18 protein-coding genes and 1 pseudogene are annotated in these 17,472 nt (G+C 37.5%); 13 read left to right on the top strand and 6 right to left on the bottom strand.

The window, feature by feature from the left end; genetic code table 11:
- Both B4G94_RS14270 and B4G94_RS14275 read left to right on the top strand, forming a co-directional pair.
- The coding region (locus tag B4G94_RS14270; RefSeq protein ID WP_286859659.1) for a hypothetical protein at nt 1-198 on the top strand (198 nt) is incomplete at its 5' end.
- 23 nt (nt 199-221) lie between these two features.
- Nucleotides 222-464, top strand: a complete 243-nt coding sequence (locus B4G94_RS14275) for a hypothetical protein (protein WP_286859661.1) — start codon at nt 222-224, stop codon at nt 462-464.
- Between the two features lie 4 nt (nt 465-468).
- Here the strand turns inward: B4G94_RS14275 and B4G94_RS14280 are convergent, their stop codons facing one another.
- The gene (locus B4G94_RS14280; RefSeq protein ID WP_286859662.1) at nt 469-894 is read right to left on the bottom strand and encodes a GNAT family N-acetyltransferase; all 426 of its coding nucleotides are present in this window, start codon (nt 892-894) and stop codon (nt 469-471) included.
- A 234-nt stretch (nt 895-1,128) separates the two neighbouring features.
- Here B4G94_RS14280 and B4G94_RS14285 point away from each other — a divergent pair, with 234 nt between their 5' ends.
- Both B4G94_RS14285 and B4G94_RS14290 read left to right on the top strand, forming a co-directional pair.
- Nucleotides 1,129-1,950 carry a hypothetical protein gene (locus B4G94_RS14285; protein ID WP_286859664.1) on the top strand — a complete coding sequence of 274 codons (822 nt, stop codon included), beginning with the start codon at nt 1,129-1,131 and terminating at the stop codon, nt 1,948-1,950.
- Nucleotides 1,951-2,103: 153 nt separating this feature from the next.
- The gene (locus B4G94_RS14290; RefSeq protein WP_286859665.1) at nt 2,104-3,072 is read left to right on the top strand and encodes a hypothetical protein; all 969 of its coding nucleotides are present in this window, start codon (nt 2,104-2,106) and stop codon (nt 3,070-3,072) included.
- Between the two features lie 108 nt (nt 3,073-3,180).
- Here B4G94_RS14290 and B4G94_RS14295 read toward each other — a convergent pair whose 3' ends face one another.
- From B4G94_RS14295 to B4G94_RS14305, 3 genes are all read right to left on the bottom strand, one after another.
- Entirely contained in the window at nt 3,181-5,553 is a 2,373-nt protein-coding gene (locus tag B4G94_RS14295) for a hypothetical protein (RefSeq protein ID WP_286859666.1), read from the bottom strand.
- Between the two features lie 70 nt (nt 5,554-5,623).
- Complete coding sequence (locus tag B4G94_RS14300; RefSeq protein WP_286859667.1) at nt 5,624-6,985, bottom strand: Gfo/Idh/MocA family protein; 1,362 nt, start codon at nt 6,983-6,985, stop codon at nt 5,624-5,626.
- 419 nt (nt 6,986-7,404) lie between these two features.
- Nucleotides 7,405-7,854: a protein-disulfide reductase DsbD N-terminal domain-containing protein gene (locus B4G94_RS14305; protein WP_108632791.1), complete on the bottom strand. Its 450-nt coding sequence runs from the start codon at nt 7,852-7,854 to the stop codon at nt 7,405-7,407.
- Between the two features lie 764 nt (nt 7,855-8,618).
- Between B4G94_RS14305 and B4G94_RS14310 the strand changes: the two genes are divergently transcribed.
- The 6 genes and pseudogenes from B4G94_RS14310 to B4G94_RS14330 all read left to right on the top strand — a co-directional run bounded on the left by B4G94_RS14310 (nt 8,619) and on the right by B4G94_RS14330 (nt 13,653).
- Nucleotides 8,619-9,116 (top strand): DinB family protein, encoded by a 498-nt coding sequence (locus tag B4G94_RS14310; protein ID WP_108632792.1) that lies wholly within the window; start codon nt 8,619-8,621, stop codon nt 9,114-9,116.
- A gap of 534 nt (nt 9,117-9,650) precedes the next feature.
- A pseudogene (locus B4G94_RS28110) lies at nt 9,651-9,833 on the top strand (hypothetical protein); the annotation flags it as partial.
- Nucleotides 9,834-9,839: 6 nt separating this feature from the next.
- Nucleotides 9,840-10,268, top strand: coding sequence for a hypothetical protein (locus B4G94_RS14315; protein ID WP_349681869.1), 429 nt, complete (start codon nt 9,840-9,842; stop codon nt 10,266-10,268).
- 107 nt (nt 10,269-10,375) lie between these two features.
- The gene (locus B4G94_RS14320) at nt 10,376-10,543 is read left to right on the top strand and encodes a hypothetical protein (protein ID WP_286859671.1); all 168 of its coding nucleotides are present in this window, start codon (nt 10,376-10,378) and stop codon (nt 10,541-10,543) included.
- A gap of 21 nt (nt 10,544-10,564) precedes the next feature.
- Entirely contained in the window at nt 10,565-11,110 is a 546-nt protein-coding gene (locus tag B4G94_RS14325) for a putative glycolipid-binding domain-containing protein (protein ID WP_286859672.1), read from the top strand.
- Between the two features lie 254 nt (nt 11,111-11,364).
- The gene (locus B4G94_RS14330; RefSeq protein ID WP_286859674.1) at nt 11,365-13,653 is read left to right on the top strand and encodes a family 20 glycosylhydrolase; all 2,289 of its coding nucleotides are present in this window, start codon (nt 11,365-11,367) and stop codon (nt 13,651-13,653) included.
- 48 nt (nt 13,654-13,701) lie between these two features.
- Here B4G94_RS14330 and B4G94_RS14335 read toward each other — a convergent pair whose 3' ends face one another.
- Nucleotides 13,702-14,370 (bottom strand): class I SAM-dependent methyltransferase, encoded by a 669-nt coding sequence (locus B4G94_RS14335; RefSeq protein ID WP_286859676.1) that lies wholly within the window; start codon nt 14,368-14,370, stop codon nt 13,702-13,704.
- Nucleotides 14,371-14,721: 351 nt separating this feature from the next.
- Between B4G94_RS14335 and B4G94_RS14340 the strand changes: the two genes are divergently transcribed.
- Together B4G94_RS14340 and B4G94_RS14345 are read left to right on the top strand one after the other, a co-directional pair.
- Complete coding sequence (locus tag B4G94_RS14340) at nt 14,722-15,279, top strand: hypothetical protein (RefSeq protein WP_286859678.1); 558 nt, start codon at nt 14,722-14,724, stop codon at nt 15,277-15,279.
- 304 nt (nt 15,280-15,583) lie between these two features.
- Complete coding sequence (locus B4G94_RS14345; RefSeq protein ID WP_108632798.1) at nt 15,584-15,952, top strand: response regulator; 369 nt, start codon at nt 15,584-15,586, stop codon at nt 15,950-15,952.
- A gap of 86 nt (nt 15,953-16,038) precedes the next feature.
- On the opposite strand, the gene B4G94_RS14350 is transcribed toward B4G94_RS14345, so the two are convergent.
- A complete protein-coding gene (locus B4G94_RS14350; RefSeq protein ID WP_108632802.1) occupies nt 16,039-16,422 on the bottom strand; it encodes a winged helix-turn-helix transcriptional regulator in 384 nt (127 codons plus the stop codon).
- A gap of 204 nt (nt 16,423-16,626) precedes the next feature.
- On the opposite strand from B4G94_RS14350, the gene B4G94_RS14355 reads away from it, so the two are divergent.
- Nucleotides 16,627-17,310: a YceI family protein gene (locus B4G94_RS14355; protein ID WP_108632803.1), complete on the top strand. Its 684-nt coding sequence runs from the start codon at nt 16,627-16,629 to the stop codon at nt 17,308-17,310.
- Nucleotides 17,311-17,472: the final 162 nt, after the last annotated feature.

The following is a 17,472-nucleotide window of genomic DNA, read 5'->3' on the forward strand; positions in this document are numbered from 1 at the left end:
TTTGAAATTCAGAAATCTCCACATGCGGTAGGCTATCCAATAGCATCTGGTCCTAAAAAATACAATCAGATAAAAACTGTAAAGAACAAGCTACATCATGTAAAAATACACCTACAATTGAAAAATGAGTTTCAATATAAAACTAACGCTATTTTAAAAAAAAGTAATATTTGTTGTCGGTATCGTCCCGAAAAATAAGACACATCCCACAAATCAAAATAATGATGAAAACAAAAACTGATGATAAAAATCCAGAGCCAAAGAAAACCAGACTTCAATTAGCAATTTCCGAAATTATGAATGGCTATTTGTTATTGGATGAAGCCGTGGCCAAATATGACGTTCCAGCATCGAGCATTATCCAAGGTCTTAAGAAGATTCAGAAACTAAAGAAAGAGGCTGCACGCCCCAATCAGCAAGAAAGCCAGATCATAAAGCCTACTCCCCCGAAAAATGCGAAATAATGAGTTAATTATAACTCATATGTAAGATCGGATATGATTTTCCTTGTCCATCTAAAGCTGACTTTTTGACAACATTGAACCCCATATACTTATAAAAATCCACCGCCTGGGTATTTTGTTCATTTACATCTACTTTCGTCACATTTAAGCTCTCCATTGCATAAGAAATAAGTATTTTCCCAATACCTTTACCCCGAAAATCATTGTGAACAAATAACATTTCAAGGCTATCTCCCGAAATTCCCATAAAGCCAACTAAAGCTCCATTTTCTTCATATCCTAATAATACCACATGTTCAAAATATACGGGCATTTGTTCTTTGTAATAGCTAAAGTCTTCCTCTTTCAGAAAATCATGGGTGCTCTTTACTGCGCTCTCCCAGATAGCTATCAGATCCGGATAATCTCCTACTTCAATTTTTCTAATCATAACGGCAAATTTTATAAGCACAAAAGGCTGGTTTGAGCTGTCGACGAAAAATCATATTACTTATTCAATCTGATATGAACAAAAAATATTTCTCTCCCATTTAACTACTCCCGATTAATCGCACAGCGATTTGTATCGCGTAAATCGACCTATGTGATCTACTTATAGTTTTAAATTAAAATTAATGTAATAAAATTACAATTATTGCTATATTTCATATAATAAATTATTTCTATGACAAGGTCTACCGCATTCTTACTTAAAACAGCTTTGTTTTTCGGTTTTCTATCGAATGTACTTAGCATAAATACATTTGCTCAAAAAGCGCCAAAGATCTACTATGCTACTTTATCCGAGGGAGTAAAACTTTATGCAAGTCCTAGTATACAGGCCAATGCCTTAGCGACTGTCGCCTATGGCTCACAAGTTACATTCAGTAATTCGGATATAGACCAACTGGAAATGGTAGACAATCCGTTGGTCATAAATGGCACAAGGACGTATTGGATGAAAGTGATCTATAACACCGTTAAAGGCTATGTTCTTAAAAACAATTTTGCAACTATAAAACCTCCAAAGGAGAATACAGGTGCGCTTTCTGATTGGGTAAAACAGTTATCTCAACCCATTGGAAATAAGTGGGAAAGTGGAAAAATATCCGAAACGCTGAGCGAGAGCGAAAATGACAATTACTTTTCAAGACAAATATTTCAAAACGGAATGCTCTTGACCTCGACCTCAGGCTTTGATGTAAATTTTTCAGAAGCTTTGCAAATACCTCATACCGACGTGCTGACTGTTTATAATTTAATAAAAAACATTGGGAGCTTTTACCGGATTCTTAAATTAAATACTGCCCTACCCGAAGGGAACACGATCGTTAAGGACAGTGAAGGAAATGTATATCAATGGAAGATATTACGCAAAACACAAGAAGGAAGCGAAGATAAATCCCTAAAATCCATTGAAATAATTTGGAATAACGGGATTTACAACACACTTTCAATTTCCGCTATGGGTAATGATATTGTAGTATTTTATGAAAATACACTTTAAAAACTTTCAATCTGATTTCTTAAAACAAGAAGTAACAAAACCAAACGGCCTGTAACCACTACCGGCAAAAAATTAAATACTTGAGCATATATGATATACAGAAATTGTGGCGTTTTTTCTTTTTTAATCAGCGTTTTAATTTACCTTATCCCAATGAAGGGAATGGCACAAATGGAATCTTTCTATCATGTCACACCGATGGCGATTGAAGGCTATTTCACAAAGACCATATTCCCTTTCAATCCTACGTTTATAAAGGCAAAAAAGGTAAAAAGCATAACCGTTAAAAGTCGGGAAAATGGAATTTTTAATTGTTATACATTTAATTCCAATGGTCTTTTAATGAACATAAGCATGGCTCGGTACGATCAAGAGAAAAAGGATACCGTCTTTTACACAACATATAGTTATCAGGCAAATGGCTTTATTGCCAAAGAAGCGCGGATTGATTATAACAGTGGTGTCGTAAAAATAAAGGTATACGGCTACGACGAAAAAAATCGTATTGATAACATCAGAATCTTTTCATTGAATGCACAGATGCCTAATCAAACGCAGAATAATGATTGGATGGGCGAACCAGTTGCCGGTATCGATCAGCTTATTCTTAAAGGATCATGGCCAGAGGAAAAGCTGTTAAATAACATGATCCGTGAAAATAAGTTCTCTTCATGGCAGTATCGTTATTATACAGAAAACAAATTTGCGGTAGAAGAACGGACAGAGTTTTTCGATTTTATGAAAAATGGGAGTAGTCAAGACACCTGTTATCAAAAAATAACCTATTACCATTTAAATAATCATCCTGTCGCTCAATTCCTTCATTTTGGTTGCGCAGCTAAGACAATACCATCTGAACAATATGAATTCAAAGAAGGCCTCCTATCCGAAATTCATGAAACAGATGCAGACGTTGCACCTAAAAGTGAAAAATACAGTTACGACAAAAACAGAAATCTGCTTTCGATGCAAAATATCCGGAATGGACAAAAAGTAAGCGAACTAATTATGACATATAATCAAAAGGGCTTTTTAACCACGATACAGCGAAAATCTGAAACTGCCAAAATGGCCCAATATTTTGAAGATCGCATCCTTGATCTGAGCTATACTTTTTATTGAAAATCATACTGATATTAACCAATTTTTTTCACCTGTATAAATTTCTTTTACAATTGTAATGAAGCGATCAGATTTATTCATTTCCCTGTGTACATTTTTTATTAGCATTTATCTTTTCGAAGCTCTTATGATATCCCGAAAGAATATGGTCTTCCCGCTTTTGGTTATACCTTGAATAGTAATCCAAAACCCTTCTGGGTTACTATTATTAAAAAATGAGATCTCCATTTCTTTACTGCTTCCATCCAATTTGACACCCGGATTCCAATACAAAGTGGGGCGTGCATCAAATTGATCACTTGCTAAATCATCAGTATAAGCTATCAATTTAAAATGTTCTTCTCGCATATAACCTTCAACTTCTTGCTCGTCCAAAGCTCTGCCTATATATGAATCCCCTTCACTTGGATCCATTTGATAAATATACAATACTGAAGTAACGGAACCGTCGACTTTGAATTTCTCAAAGTACTTGACATACGGAATCCGATCCATGAATGTATCGTATAAATCTTCCATCTTCAATATATTTGTTCTTATTTCATAATTATTAACAAATACACGATCCCATCTGATTGAATCTGCGATTTTGGTATAATTTAAACGAGCATATTCTCCAAAATTTAACGGAAGAGCCTTGACGAAACGGTCGTTATGAGGATCAAGTACGGCATCAGCAGGTCCTTTAAATTTTTCTCGGGCATATCTACCCTCAAGGTAATCAATACGCCTCTGCTGCACACTTCGATCCACTTTGACTTCCTTTAATCGGATCCCCCCGTTTTTATCGCGATAGCTCGATGGTGTGTAGGCCCACTTACTTTCGTTCCATTCCTGAGGTGCTAAAAACTTTTGTTGTAAAGGGGGAATAAAAAAGGTAGAATCTACTTTTATCGGTCCAAAATTGTACTTAACCAGAAATTTATCAAACATCATCTTTTTTTCAATAGCAGACAGCTTAGTTGCTATCGTCCCCCGGATAATCAAATTATCCACGACAAAGTATCCTGAGAGATCAGGTATAATTGTTTTATACCGCATAACCTTATCTTCCGGAAATTTGTATCCAAAAGACATGCCACCGGGTTTTCCTTTCCCATTATTTTTTGTTATCTGATCAACAAGCTTCTTGTGGAAATGCCCCCATTTATTTCCTTCCATTAAAATCTGGCCTTGCAGGTAATAAACGGAGTCCTTTGTCGACTGTACCCTATTAAAATTCAAATTGGATGAAGAATTCCAGGCGCTGGTGGCTATCAAACCGTACTGCAATTGATCATTCCGGAATAAATGTGTTGAATGGACCGGTTCCTTACGCAAGAGATAGGGCCTAAAGTAAATATCCTCAGTAATATTTGGGACGCAATCATTGGGTACTTCCAAAGCTGTGATCGAGATAGACAAGTTTCCTTCTTCATCTGAAGGCAAACTTAGTCTAAAACTATTCTTTCCTCTTTCCTTACGCGTTATCTGCAACCATTTGATATTAGGCACAACTTGAATATCTCTCAATCCGCCCACAAAATGAGCGGATTGAGAGTGTATGCTATCTTGTTGATCGCGCAACTCAAGCCGCAGCAGACCATAATCTAGATCATTGCGGTTTAAATAAATAACAGTCCGTCGATCAGGTCTAATTGTAATCGTATCTATCAAGACCGACCGGTCATTCGAAGTCAATATGATCTTTGTCCTTTCAGCAGGAAGATTACTTTCCAAATAAACGGCGATAGTGTCACCTATATCCCTGCTATATATTTTTCTTCCAAGTTCGGTCTTTAAAAGGATGTCAGTTTTACGCTTACCATCCACTTCCCATTCAATACGACAATTACCAATAAAAGGAGTAATATCGACAACACCGTAACCGGAGCTATCTAACTGAAAACCTGAAAGTAAATCACCATCACTTTTTAAAATAGTCCCTTTAACAAGTAGTGGCTTTTCACTAGCCTCTATCGTTTGCAAATAAAGCCTATTATTTTTGTTTTGTAGAAAACGATTGCCTTCAGGGCGTGCAATCAGGGAGCAATTTACAGTTATTGCCCCACTGTCTGAATCATTTTTATTCTGGTCATTTATTTGAATAATTGGAATTTCCTTGAAATAGTATCGTTCAATCATTCCTTTATCTGTGCCCACGTAAGCATTAATATAGATACTGGTCTGCTTCCAATCCGACGGAAGCAAAAATACACCATCACTCATACCTCCGCGTTGTAAGCTAAGCATAGATCTCACAATATTACCCTGCTGATCCGCAAGATTCAGATGGAGATTGATAGCAGAAGAATCCAGATAACCATGCTGCACGACATAGCTTTTAAACCACACAGAATCCCCAGGGAAGTAAGCCTCCCGATCAGTATGAATGTATATTTTTCGTACTTCCTGTTGTCCATAAACCGGGCCCGAAAAGAAGCCGAAAATCAAAATTATTCTAATCCAAACAGCAACGGTTGAAGTACGGTCCAAAATCATCAAGCATAAATTTCTAATTGGTGCGTAAAAAATTAAAAAACTGTACATTAAGACATGGCTATAATTTACACTACGCCAGATCGGGATGTTGCCAAGGCGTTCGATAAGGTCTTTTCAATAACTTGGTCGCTTCTGGATCATCGGTACATATTTTTTTTTCAGGATCATAGCGCAATGGTCTATTTAATTGCATCGAAATATTAGCGAGGATACAACAGGCCGTCGATATATACCCCTCTTCAATGTCAGCCACGGGCAGTCGATCATGTTCTATTGCAGACAATAGATCCAATAGATGTTGTCGTGTAGCTGGAGCTGTATGCAGTTCAATTCGAGGTTCCTCCAAATCTTCCGGAAATTTTTCTTTTTCATAAACAACATCTTTTTTAATGGGAGTGCCCTTACCTACTGGAATAAATTCATATTTCATCACACTTCCCTTTAACGTTCCTTTATCGCCATAGATAATAAACGCCCAAGGGTATTCGGGATCCACAGGTCCACCCCAGGTACGATGTTGCCATACACAATTTAGCTCATCATATTCGAATACCGCTGTCTGTGTATCCGCAATAGTCGACTTTCCCTCCTGTTGCACGTAAATCCCTCCTGTCGCGCTAATTTTCTTTGGCCACTTGAGTTGTAACAACCAACGTACAGTATCAAACATATGCATCCCCATATCGCCCGTAATACCATTCCCATATTCCATAAAAGTTCGCCACCATCCCCCGTGAGGTAAGCCATCGTAAGGACGTAAAGGAGCAGGGCCTGTCCACATCTCATAGTCAAGAAAATCCGGCACCGGTTCCACCGGAGGGTTTCCATTCCTTCGCATATGATAATAACAGCACATTTCCACATGCGATATCTTACCGAGTAATCCTGGGTCTATTACCTGCTTTTTAGCATCAATCAGATGCGCTGTACTTCGTCTTTGCGTTCCTACCTGCACCTTCTTATTATATTTCCGCGCGTATCGAAGTATCGCTTCTCCCTCAAGTACATCTACACTAATAGGCTTTTGTAAATAGATATGCGCTCCTGAACGTATCGCATCTATCGCCTGTCTTGCATGCCAATGATCAGGCGTACCAATCAGAATGAGATCGAATTGATGATCAGCAAGCATTTTCCTGTAATCTTTGTAGAGCTTTGGAATCTGTCCCGAGCGTTGGCGTTCCCCGACCAGTCGTCCCGCCTCCTGCAAATGCCGGCTATCCACATCGCAAATCGCAACTACATTGACATCGCAGACCTGCATCAGTCTAAATAGATCGCTTTTCCCATACCATCCCGCTCCGACCAGTCCAACCTTGATATTTTTAGGCGGACGTTCAAAAGGCAATCCTTTAGCTTCTAAAGCAGATAAGGCAACAAAAGCACTTGTCCCCAGAATGAATTTTCTTCGGTTCAGTGTGTAATCAACCATAATTTATTGGCATATTGTTTAGTATAAGACAAAACAATAAACTTAAGATAATGTTTGTATACAGGACATTCTGGAGAAAAAGGCCATCAATATACCTATTTCGTCTTCTCGGATAAAAAAACAATGTGATCAACGATATGGATGACACCATTGTTTGTAACAAGACACCTGAAAACCAATACAAGCTCTCGTCATGTTCACCAGTTTTTTCAGGTCAGAATACAAACACAAAAAGCCCTAGAGCGGGGAACTCTAGGGTCTTAGCCATATATTAACCTATTTNNTATTTTATGAAAAGTATTTGCATTAATAACGTATTATTTGCACAACTTATTTTGTACGATGTAAAAAAAAACAATAATCATAAAAAATCCCGTTTGTAAATCTATAAACGGGATTTTTTCACGCTAAATATTTTATTATTTAATCGACACTGCAAAAGCGTATTCATCTGGAGGAAGACATTGCGATGCATCACATGCTTGCCATTCTACCGTACCTTTTACTGTTGCTGCTCCTTTTTTCAAAGCAACCTTTTGTTGAAAGATTACTTCATTTGTAAAATATCCTACATCCATTTTAAAAACCTCTTCGTGCTTTACTTTTGGTTTTGGTTCTGCAGTTTTACCTGTTAGGGCGTAATCCGCTGCTTTAACAAAATTAAATGAAGTCGGAATAGGCCCCCCATCTTTTACATTTTGCGAATAGATATGCCAGCCATTTTGAATTGTCGCCTTGACATAGACTATAGCCTCTTTGTTATTTAGCTTTTTACTGGCTACAGTCCATTTTACAGGTTTGTGAATTTGAGCAAAGGCGCCAGTTACCATAAAGATAACCGCAGTCATTAACAATACTAATTTTTTCATTTTTTATATTTATTTTGGTTTATTGCGCAAGATTTCCATATTGGTCTCCAACAACTTTATTTCTTAGGCGCCAATATATTTTACATAGGCGTTATCAATTTCCGACAGAAACATTAAAAGAGTTACATTGAATAAAAAGACAAAAATATCCACAACAATATTCGTTATAAACAATATAAAAGACAACAACATACAACCAGATCAAAAAATTTTATTGAAAACAGCAGAAAAAACAATATAATCCACACTTCAATACTATTTTTTTAATCTTCTTACCTGATTTTTTTTGTCTTCTAAAAAAGGGAAAGCAATAGCAACTCAGTTATCATTTTACCCAAAGACCTTTATTGCGATTATAAAGTTCGTAACAACAGATTTGTTACGTTATAAGATGCGGGAAAAATAATCTTTGGCACAAAAATCGCAATATTTAAAATTCATAATTTAGGTTAATAATTGGTTAGGTTAAAACGCTTGAAGCTCCCCACTTCAAGCGTTTTTTTTACATCACACAACCGAAATATACTACCATTCAAAAAAATTAGAACACACTCAAACATAATTCAAATCGCTGCAAACACAGCAGAAAAGAACGTTTTAAACAATTAATTTTCCTTCCCCATGCTGACATAGTGCTGTCAATATCCATGATTATCTTTGTCATAGAATAAAAAAACAGAACAATCTTTCATTTGTTCAAATGAGTGGATAAAAATTAAGAGCATCGTATCAAAAAGTATTAAATTAATAGATTCAAAAACAAGATGAATACACTTCAACAACTAAAATCTGAACTTGAAAATGAGTACCAGATCACCAAAAATTTTATCGAACTTTTTCCTGAAGGCAAAAATGACTATGCTCCACATGAAAAAAGCATGAAAATCATGCCCCTTGCTACCCATCTCGTGGAGGTGTTCGAGTGGCCAAGTACAATTTTGAAAACGTCCGAACTGGATTTCGCTGATGGCGGGTATAAGCCTACAATCCTCTCAACACGGGAAGAGTTGCTCAATAAACTAGACCAAGATTTCGAGGCTGGTAAAAAAGCTATAGAAAATGCAACGGAAGAGGATTTAATTCCGACTTGGACGATCAAGAATGCGGGCCATCAATTGGCGAGTTGGACAAAATATGAAGCAATCCGTCATTCTTTAAATCAGATCACACATCACAGGGCGCAATTGGGTGTTTATTATAGGCTGAATAATATTCCCTTACCGTCAAGTTACGGACCTTCTGCTGATTCACAGAACTTTTAGTATAGTTTAACATAACTAAAGTTTTTTGAATGAATATGCATAAAAACAGTCCGTGATCGACCTTCACTTATGATCTAAGACTGTTTTTACATAATTTCGCTATGCTCCTGGAAAGAGACAAGTTCGCTATCTGGGAGCTTCATCCGAGCATGCGGCGTGCCGTAGTGGGGGCAGCGTCAGGATGAATCCGTGGTGTTTCCATAGTGTGTCCGAGGTGAGTCCGTGTTATACTCTCTAAAACCACGTTCACATGATGGCCAGACTATCCTAACACCTGCACTCAGGTATGCTTAAAGCTCGAATCAGACACGAATAATTCTCAAATTGTTACCGAAAATAGTTCAGATACTTGGACTCGCATGCCGGAAACACGGTCTTTTGAGGTTAATAACCGTCCTGTATCCATCAATCACACGAAGAGTCAATATAATGGCATAATTTTTGAAAAAAAATCAATTAACCAATTAGCGAATTATACTAAATAAGCTAGAGGTTCAAAGCAAATATAAGAATCAGCATATTTAAACCTTGATTATGATTATTTTCGGAACAAGAACAAAGTTACTACAAAACAGCTCCAATGCAGCTGTTGGGACTTGCAATTATTGCAACACAGTCGGATCCTTATATGCCTACAAACAGGTTAAATACTTTCATATCTTTTGGATCCCCATTTTTCCATATCGTACAGAGATTATTAGTGTATGTAATCATTGCAAAAAAGTGAATTACCAACGTGAGATTGATCCCCAAACCCTTGCAACAATCCGTTCAAGTGGTATGCCGAAGACACCCGTTGGATATTTTTCCGGATTAATCCTAATCGGCCTTTTCTTCGGATCTGCGGCAGCAGCGGGAATATCCGGATCCATTAAAACAAAAAAATACCTGGAAAGTCCGGCCGCTGGTGATGTATATGAAATCAAACGGAAAGAAAACGGGAAGTCCATGTACACATTATACCGCGTGGCCAATGTTTCGACGGATTCCATTACTTTCGATGTCAATGACTACGAAGCAGAGGGAACAAAAGGTCTTCGTAAATTGAGAGAACAACGCGGTGATAGTTATTCAGAAAAGATTACTTTAGCCCGCACGGAGGTGGTCAAAATGGAAGCTGACAATCAAATATCTACGATAGAAAGAAAATAGAACCGGTGCTTATGCAAAAATTCGTTCTTAAATGAAAAAACTTATTATTCTAGTAAGCCTAATCCTGCTGAAATTTATCATTCAGTATCAATTGATAAGTCCAATATATGACTTACATCGGGATGAGTTTCCATATTAATTCCATTACAATCAGCTATACAAGAGAATTTGGAACTGTGATTTTCACATTCATCAATGCAAAAATAAAGATCAACCAACGTGTCAAGAATGAGGTCGAACAAGAACAACGACAACATATGCTACCCTTTAAATAAAACTTAATATAGGACCATCAGATGAAAACATTATTATGGCAGGGAATCGCTTTCCCCTCTTTAGAGTATTTCAGCATACAGGAAAAGGAAGATTATTATATTGTGACATCAAAAATAATAGGTTCCTATCAGCAAAAAATTTATTCGGCCTCCTATCGACTGATTATAAATAAGCAATGGGAGATCAAGGAGTTTCTTATTGATTCCGAGGTCAATGCTGTCAAAAACACCCTCACCGGGATAAAAATAGACACCAATTGGGAAATCAATCATTCCGTCGATCCGAACTTCAAGGGTTTTCAATATATAGATATCTCTTTGACCCCATTTACAAATACGTTACCAATAAACAATCTACAGCTTGAAACTGGTGATTCAAAAGAAATAGATATCATGTATATCGACCTGATCAACAGCGATATCAAACCTGTTCGGCAACGTTATACAAGGACAGATTTACACGAGTATCTGTATGAAAATATAGTTAGTGATTTCACCGCTCATATTCAGGTGGATGAAAGCGGGTTGGTCCTCACATATCCCGGTTTATTTGAAAAGATAGCGTAAAACTAGTCTCGATCATCCCAAAGCAGAGCCAACGTAAAACCTTCGCTCAATGTGATTCTGTGCTGTCCGACCGACAAGCTGAACAGAACGCTTATAGGCTTTATTATAGTGTTATTAGTATAGCTTTTTTATTACCTTCTTTTACGCAAAATATATCTATATTGGCTCCGAGTTTTTTCATGCCAAATAGATAAATTCTATTGGGCAAACTCCTAAACGCACAATCTATTAAGAAATCACAAAAAAGAACTTTCATGTTTAAAGCTATTTCACTGATCCTTTTATTATTTGTATGCTATTGGCCGCAAACCAATTTTGCGCAAGAAAAAAAACCTATCCCCCAGCTGATCCCTTTTCCCGAACAACTGGAATCATCTGCGGGTTTCTTTCAACTAGCGAAGGTAGAACTCTCCTATACGATTGATCCCGACTTCTCCACAAATTCTTTAGATCATTGGATAGATCGATCGCTGTTCGGAAACACCTCCAAAAAAAAGACAGCACATGCCAACGCAGCACTGAGATTGATTAAAAAAAGTAAGATTTCCAAGGAAGGTTATGAACTAACAATTGATCAAAGAGGAATTGAAATCTCTGCTTCTACCGATCAAGGGATTTTTTACGGATTACAGACAATACAACAGCTGTATCTTCTAGCTAAACCCAATGGCAGTATTCGTTTGCCATATCTGTCAATTAAGGATCAGCCAGCATTTCAATGGCGCGGTGTGGAACTAGATGTAGCGCGGCACTTCTTTTCAAAAGATTATCTATACAAATTTATTGATCTCCTGTCATTTTACAAATTCAACAAGCTTCATCTGCATCTTACAGATGACCAAGGTTGGCGTATCGAAATAAAAAAATACCCGAAGCTAACATCACAGGGTGCCTGGAGGACATATAACAACCAAGATTCGGCCTGTTTTGTCAAAGCGAAAGAGAATCCGGACTTCAATCTGCCCCAGGAATTCAAACGCATCAACAATGGACGTGAAGAATATGGCGGTTTTTACACCCAACAGGATATCAAAGATATCGTGGCCTACGCCTCCAGCAGACATATCGAAATTATTCCGGAGATAGACATGCCGGGGCACATGATGATCGCAACCCAAGCCTATCCTGAATTATTGTTGGACAGTCAGACGGCGGGCTGGGGGAAACAATTCTCTGTACCGATCAGTCCCTGGAAAGAAAGCAGTTATACATTTATTGAAAATGTGCTAAGTGAAGTCATTGCGCTTTTTCCATCTCCCTATATTCATATCGGCGCTGACGAGGTAGAAAAAGATTCATGGTCGAACTCAGAAGCGGCCAAGACATTTATGAAAGAACAAGGCATCGCCAATCTACATGACTTACAAAGCTATTTTGTCAAACGTGTTAATAATTTTATACGTTCGAAAAATAAACGTAGTATAGGTTGGGATGAAATACTCGACGGTAGCTCCGATACATCAATGACGGTCATGTATTGGCGGGGATGGGTTAAAAACGCACCTCGGGAGGCGGTCAATCGTGGTCATCGAGTAATCATGACACCGACCAATCCCCTGTATTTTGACTACCTGCCTAATAGCAGCAGCCTCGATGCCGTCTATAATATGTCCGTAATCCCCTCAGACATCTTAAAGGAAAAATCAGGTCTAATCCAAGGAGCACAGGCAAATATATGGACGGAAATGATCCCATCGACAGCACGGTTAGAATTTATGATTCTGCCCAGGTTGAGCGCTCTGGCGGAACGGGTCTGGACTAACAAGTCATTATATGAAAGCTATAGAACTAGATTAATCGCTCACTTTGGGCTTTGGAACAAGATGGGGCTACGCTACCGTATGCCAGATTTAAAAGGCTTCGCTGATAATCAGGTGATTGTTGATGGACAATCCATCTTGAAAATTGAAAATGAACTTCCGGAAAATGCTATCCATTACACTATTGACGGAAGCTTACCAACTCAGCATAGTCCCGTGTTAACTGATTCACTTATCGTCAAAAAAGAAGGAACCGTACGCTTCGCAACAATATCTTCTTCGGGAGCAAAAAGTGAATTGTATCAAGTAAACTTAAAAAATGACTCCTGGAAACGGGGAGTCTCTGAAGGGATAAAGAATATAAGTCCAGGATTAACCGCAACGTTCTTTAAAGGCACGTTTACAAACACCACGGCAATAACGGGTGATACAGTACGGAAAGAAATTATCGAAAATATCCATTTGAGTGATACCATCAAAATGCCTGCCTTTGGCACAAAAATTTGTGGTTATTTATATGTAAAAGAAAAGGGAATTTATAATTTCTATTTCACTTGTGACGACGGCGGTGTCTTGCGCATTCATAATCAGGTGGTCGTAGACAATGACGGACAACATGCACCAATCATGAAAAGTGGACAGATCGCCCTCGAATCCGGATATCATCCGATAACCGTTGACTTTTTAGAAGCCGGCGGAGGCTTTACACTAAAACTTCAATATAGTGTTAACGGTTCTAAAGTCACAGACATACCCAATGATTGCTTCTTTCATAAAAATTAGATAAGGCCGCCCCCAATAGGGCGGCTTTTTTTTATATCTTTTGAAAATTTATATTTTCCTTGTCATCCAGCCCATATAAATAGCTGATTGAAAAAAACGCACCGGAGCCTCAAAGCCTGCTTCAACACATAAGGCGGCAAGCCGGTCCTCAGGCACATGCAAAAGTTCCTTCTGTATCCTATTCAGTCGATGATCAATCTGTTCTTCGGTAATATCATCAGGCAATAGGAGTCTTAGAATTTTCAGATTTTCCCTGATCATCCGTTCATCCCCGGTGATATCCAGCATCACAAGCAATGCCCCTGAGATTAGCCTATTTCCGATTTGCTTCAGCAATTCTAATTTGCTCCCATTATCTTCAAGAAAATGAAGAACCAACAATAGTGTGGCCGCATCGTATTTTCTGTCAACCTCCAAATCACTGACTAACGCTTCAATAAGCCTAACGTTCGTATATCCCTCAAGTTTCTGTCTGGCTTGCTGAATCATTTCCGGCGAAGGATCTATACCAGTTACATTCCATTTCTTTTCCTTAGCTACAAGTTGCTGGATCTCATTACCGGTTCCACAGCCAACAACCAATATTTCGCTCGGGTCCGAATCCCAAAACAACTTGGGTAAAAAATCCAAAAAATACCGGTAATTTGGTATCCAAGCTTCTACAAACTGATCGTAGCCACTTGCTCTTTCATTTTCAAATAATTCTACTTTGCTCACACTTCAAAAATATTACTGACCACAAACTAATTAAACACTGAATTTATTGCTACTATAAAGATAGCTGAATTGAACCGAAATCTATTTCGATTACAAAAAAGTATATTTAAAAGACAATTCGACCAATGGCCGCTGGCTGTATTCATCGGGAATGGATTACCCGACAAGAATCATTATAATTGAAAAACACATCGTCTTCCATCGAGCACTGTATGGAATCAAAACTTTTACTATCTTTATTATACTTAGCCAGAGTTATGATAACGACAAATGTAGAGCGATCTATTTTAATCAGATGCAATTCAGACAATTTTGTTAAAGTCATACTCGAAAACATATTAACAATACAGTATGAGCTTTTTAAATTTCTTAAAAGGACAGCGTAGATTAAGTCAGATTGACGTCAGTGAAGACCAAGATTTTGTTGATCTACAATTAACCATAACAAAGAGCTGGAATGATGAAAATTTAAATTACATTATTCAGGCAAAGGGTCTTTGGGAAAAAGAAACCGTTGGCATCGAAGTCTCATTTCGACGTGATATGAAACTAGGAATTGTAAATACAGAAGTTGATAAAAAAAGATTTTATCAAGAAGGGATTAGCTTTTACTCTATGGGGGAATTAAGTGATAATTTTACAAAGGCTTTAAGTGCATTGTTTAAAACTGAAGGTAGCTCGTTCAGGATGAATGAGACCGTTGTCTCTACGGCATTTGTGCTCAGTGGCCAACCTGAATATTTTGACGAAGAGTATATAAAGACCAAAATTTTCTTCGACGACACAAACAAAAAAGAGAATTATGCAGAATGGTATGTGAATATTGACCTAAAAAATAGAATTCTAGAGTTAAGGGAAAAAGATCCGGAATACCGAAAAAATATCTTGAATATGTTGACGATTATTTAGTTTTTAATATCAACACATCTTATGACAACTAATATTCATCGAATAAGCTCCGGATATCCGGACCTCATCTTTGGTCTCTTTTTAATACGCCAAATACTATTTATCCGTTAAAAACCTAGCGGTCATTAAAAGAAGTCGTTTAAATACCCGAATCGCATTCGGTATACAATGACGACTCAACCTTTTGAAATATTTGCTTATATTAACAAAAAGGGTATTTTTTACTCTAAAAAAAACAAGTATTTACCCTCTACCCTGCGTATTTGTTTTTATCTATTTTAGCCCTACCTTTTAAAGCTACCATATGTCCACTAAAACAATACTCATGCTCGATGATGACAAGCATGTTCTTGAAGTATGTACGATTATTCTCGAAACCATAGGTTATCGTATCGAAGTATCCGAGACGTCCCATGATATCATTGAAAAAGTGGAAGAAGTACAACCTGATTTAATTCTAATGGATAATTGGATTCCTAAAATTGGCGGTGTTGAAGCAACACGACTACTTAAATCTCACCCCTCCTTCCGGGATATCCCAGTCATATATCTCTCAGCAAATACGGATATACAACAATTAGCCAAACAAGCAGGAGCAGACAATTATTTAGCAAAGCCGTTTGACCTTGAAGATTTAGAAAATATGGTGGCAGATTTATTGTGTTGTTCTTAAGAATCAAGCAATTCATACCGATATTCCAAATGTCCTTATCATCTAACTAAATTACTGCGCTATAATAAACTTCTAGAATCAACGGGCTACACAAGCGATTCGCTGGTCTCACTTTTATGATAAAGTGTATTTCTATAGGTGATCCCCCATTTTGCGATTTCGTCGATAATAGGACCGAGTGTACGCCCGCAATCAGTCAGTTCATATTCCACCGTCAGTGGCTTGGTATTCAATACGGTTCTTCTAATAAGATGGTTCATTTCCAGATCTTGCAGCTCTTTGGACAACATTTTTGCGCCAATGCCATCAACCTCGCGCAATAATTCCATAAAGCGCAGCTTCTCAAATAACATTAACGAACCTATTATGTGAAATTTCCATTTACCAGTCAAAATCTCCATGGTATCTTTTATGGCTAGTATCCTTGTTTTGCAACCACTGGATGAACTTGATAACGCTTCTTTTTTCATTGATCCGATCTCCTTATAGTACAAAAATACGGATTTACAGGATGACAGCATACTATCTTTTTGGAAAGTAGTTTCTTTAAGGAAACTAATACCATAAATAAACTATCTATGCTATACCTTTGTATTGATAATTGAAATGGCATGATTGATGCCGATTAGATATAATAGTGCAAACATCATATTAAAAAATAAAACGATTAAAAAATGAAAAAACAATTAATCTCGGGTTTAGCCCTTATTTTGTTATTCGCATCTTGTCAGAATACAGGTGGCGACAAAGCTAAGACAACATCAGCACAAGAAGTGACTGAACAAAAAGGACAGACTTATACTGTAGACGCAGACAAAAGCACATTAAAATGGACAGGTTACCACAAAGGTGGCTTGAATCCTAGATATGGTGTCTTAAAAAGCGAGGGTACTCTTGCCGCTGAAAACAATGCGATAACCGGTGGTACTTTTACAATTGACGTCAATTCCATTGTAACCGATAGCGCTTCGGTAGACCCAACAACTGCCGGTGGTAAAAAATCAACAGATTTAGATGCACACCTAAAAAGTGCTGACTTCTTTGATACAGCTAAATACCCAACAGCTAAATTTGAAATCACTAAAGTTGCTCCATTTGATGCTGCTCAAGGAAAAAGTGTCGTTGCTGATGCGACAAATACTGTCAGCGGTAACTTGACAATCAAAGACAAAACAGTAAACGTAACATTTCCTGCAAAAATCACGTTCAACGGTAATGAAGTTACTTTCTATTCTAAATTTACGATTCAAAGACAAGATTGGGGACTTTCCTATGGTACAGAAGGTAATCCACAAGATTGGATGATCGCACAAAATGTTGACATTGAACTTAATGTTGTAGCGAATAATACAAAATAATAGGTTTCTAATAGCTACTACAGCTTCCTAAGACCCCAAATATAAACAAGCAAGCTTTTCTCTGAGCTTGCTTGTTTAATACCTGTATGCTATAGTTATTTTTATCCCTTTTATTTATGGTAATCAAGGTAAAATAGTGCGGTCAACGGGGATTGACTCCTG

The organism is Sphingobacterium sp. UBA7625 (assembly GCF_002484085.1).
GTDB classification, from domain to species: domain Bacteria; phylum Bacteroidota; class Bacteroidia; order Sphingobacteriales; family Sphingobacteriaceae; genus Sphingobacterium; species Sphingobacterium athyrii.

What these genes read in the sequence shown, in the direction of transcription:
- B4G94_RS14275 (WP_286859661.1), top strand. Translation starts at nt 222, where the DNA reads ATGATGAAAACAAAAACTGATGATAAAAATCCAGAGCCAAAGAAAACC.
- B4G94_RS14280 (WP_286859662.1), bottom strand. Translation starts at nt 894, where the DNA reads ATGATTAGAAAAATTGAAGTAGGAGATTATCCGGATCTGATAGCTATC.
- B4G94_RS14285 (WP_286859664.1), top strand. Translation starts at nt 1,129, where the DNA reads ATGACAAGGTCTACCGCATTCTTACTTAAAACAGCTTTGTTTTTCGGT.
- B4G94_RS14290 (WP_286859665.1), top strand. Translation starts at nt 2,104, where the DNA reads ATGAAGGGAATGGCACAAATGGAATCTTTCTATCATGTCACACCGATG.
- B4G94_RS14295 (WP_286859666.1), bottom strand. Translation starts at nt 5,553, where the DNA reads ATGATTTTGGACCGTACTTCAACCGTTGCTGTTTGGATTAGAATAATT.
- B4G94_RS14300 (WP_286859667.1), bottom strand. Translation starts at nt 6,985, where the DNA reads ATGGTTGATTACACACTGAACCGAAGAAAATTCATTCTGGGGACAAGT.
- B4G94_RS14305 (WP_108632791.1), bottom strand. Translation starts at nt 7,854, where the DNA reads ATGAAAAAATTAGTATTGTTAATGACTGCGGTTATCTTTATGGTAACT.
- B4G94_RS14310 (WP_108632792.1), top strand. Translation starts at nt 8,619, where the DNA reads ATGAATACACTTCAACAACTAAAATCTGAACTTGAAAATGAGTACCAG.
- B4G94_RS14320 (WP_286859671.1), top strand. Translation starts at nt 10,376, where the DNA reads ATGACTTACATCGGGATGAGTTTCCATATTAATTCCATTACAATCAGC.
- B4G94_RS14325 (WP_286859672.1), top strand. Translation starts at nt 10,565, where the DNA reads ATGAAAACATTATTATGGCAGGGAATCGCTTTCCCCTCTTTAGAGTAT.
- B4G94_RS14330 (WP_286859674.1), top strand. Translation starts at nt 11,365, where the DNA reads ATGTTTAAAGCTATTTCACTGATCCTTTTATTATTTGTATGCTATTGG.
- B4G94_RS14340 (WP_286859678.1), top strand. Translation starts at nt 14,722, where the DNA reads ATGAGCTTTTTAAATTTCTTAAAAGGACAGCGTAGATTAAGTCAGATT.
- B4G94_RS14345 (WP_108632798.1), top strand. Translation starts at nt 15,584, where the DNA reads ATGTCCACTAAAACAATACTCATGCTCGATGATGACAAGCATGTTCTT.
- B4G94_RS14350 (WP_108632802.1), bottom strand. Translation starts at nt 16,422, where the DNA reads ATGAAAAAAGAAGCGTTATCAAGTTCATCCAGTGGTTGCAAAACAAGG.
- B4G94_RS14355 (WP_108632803.1), top strand. Translation starts at nt 16,627, where the DNA reads ATGAAAAAACAATTAATCTCGGGTTTAGCCCTTATTTTGTTATTCGCA.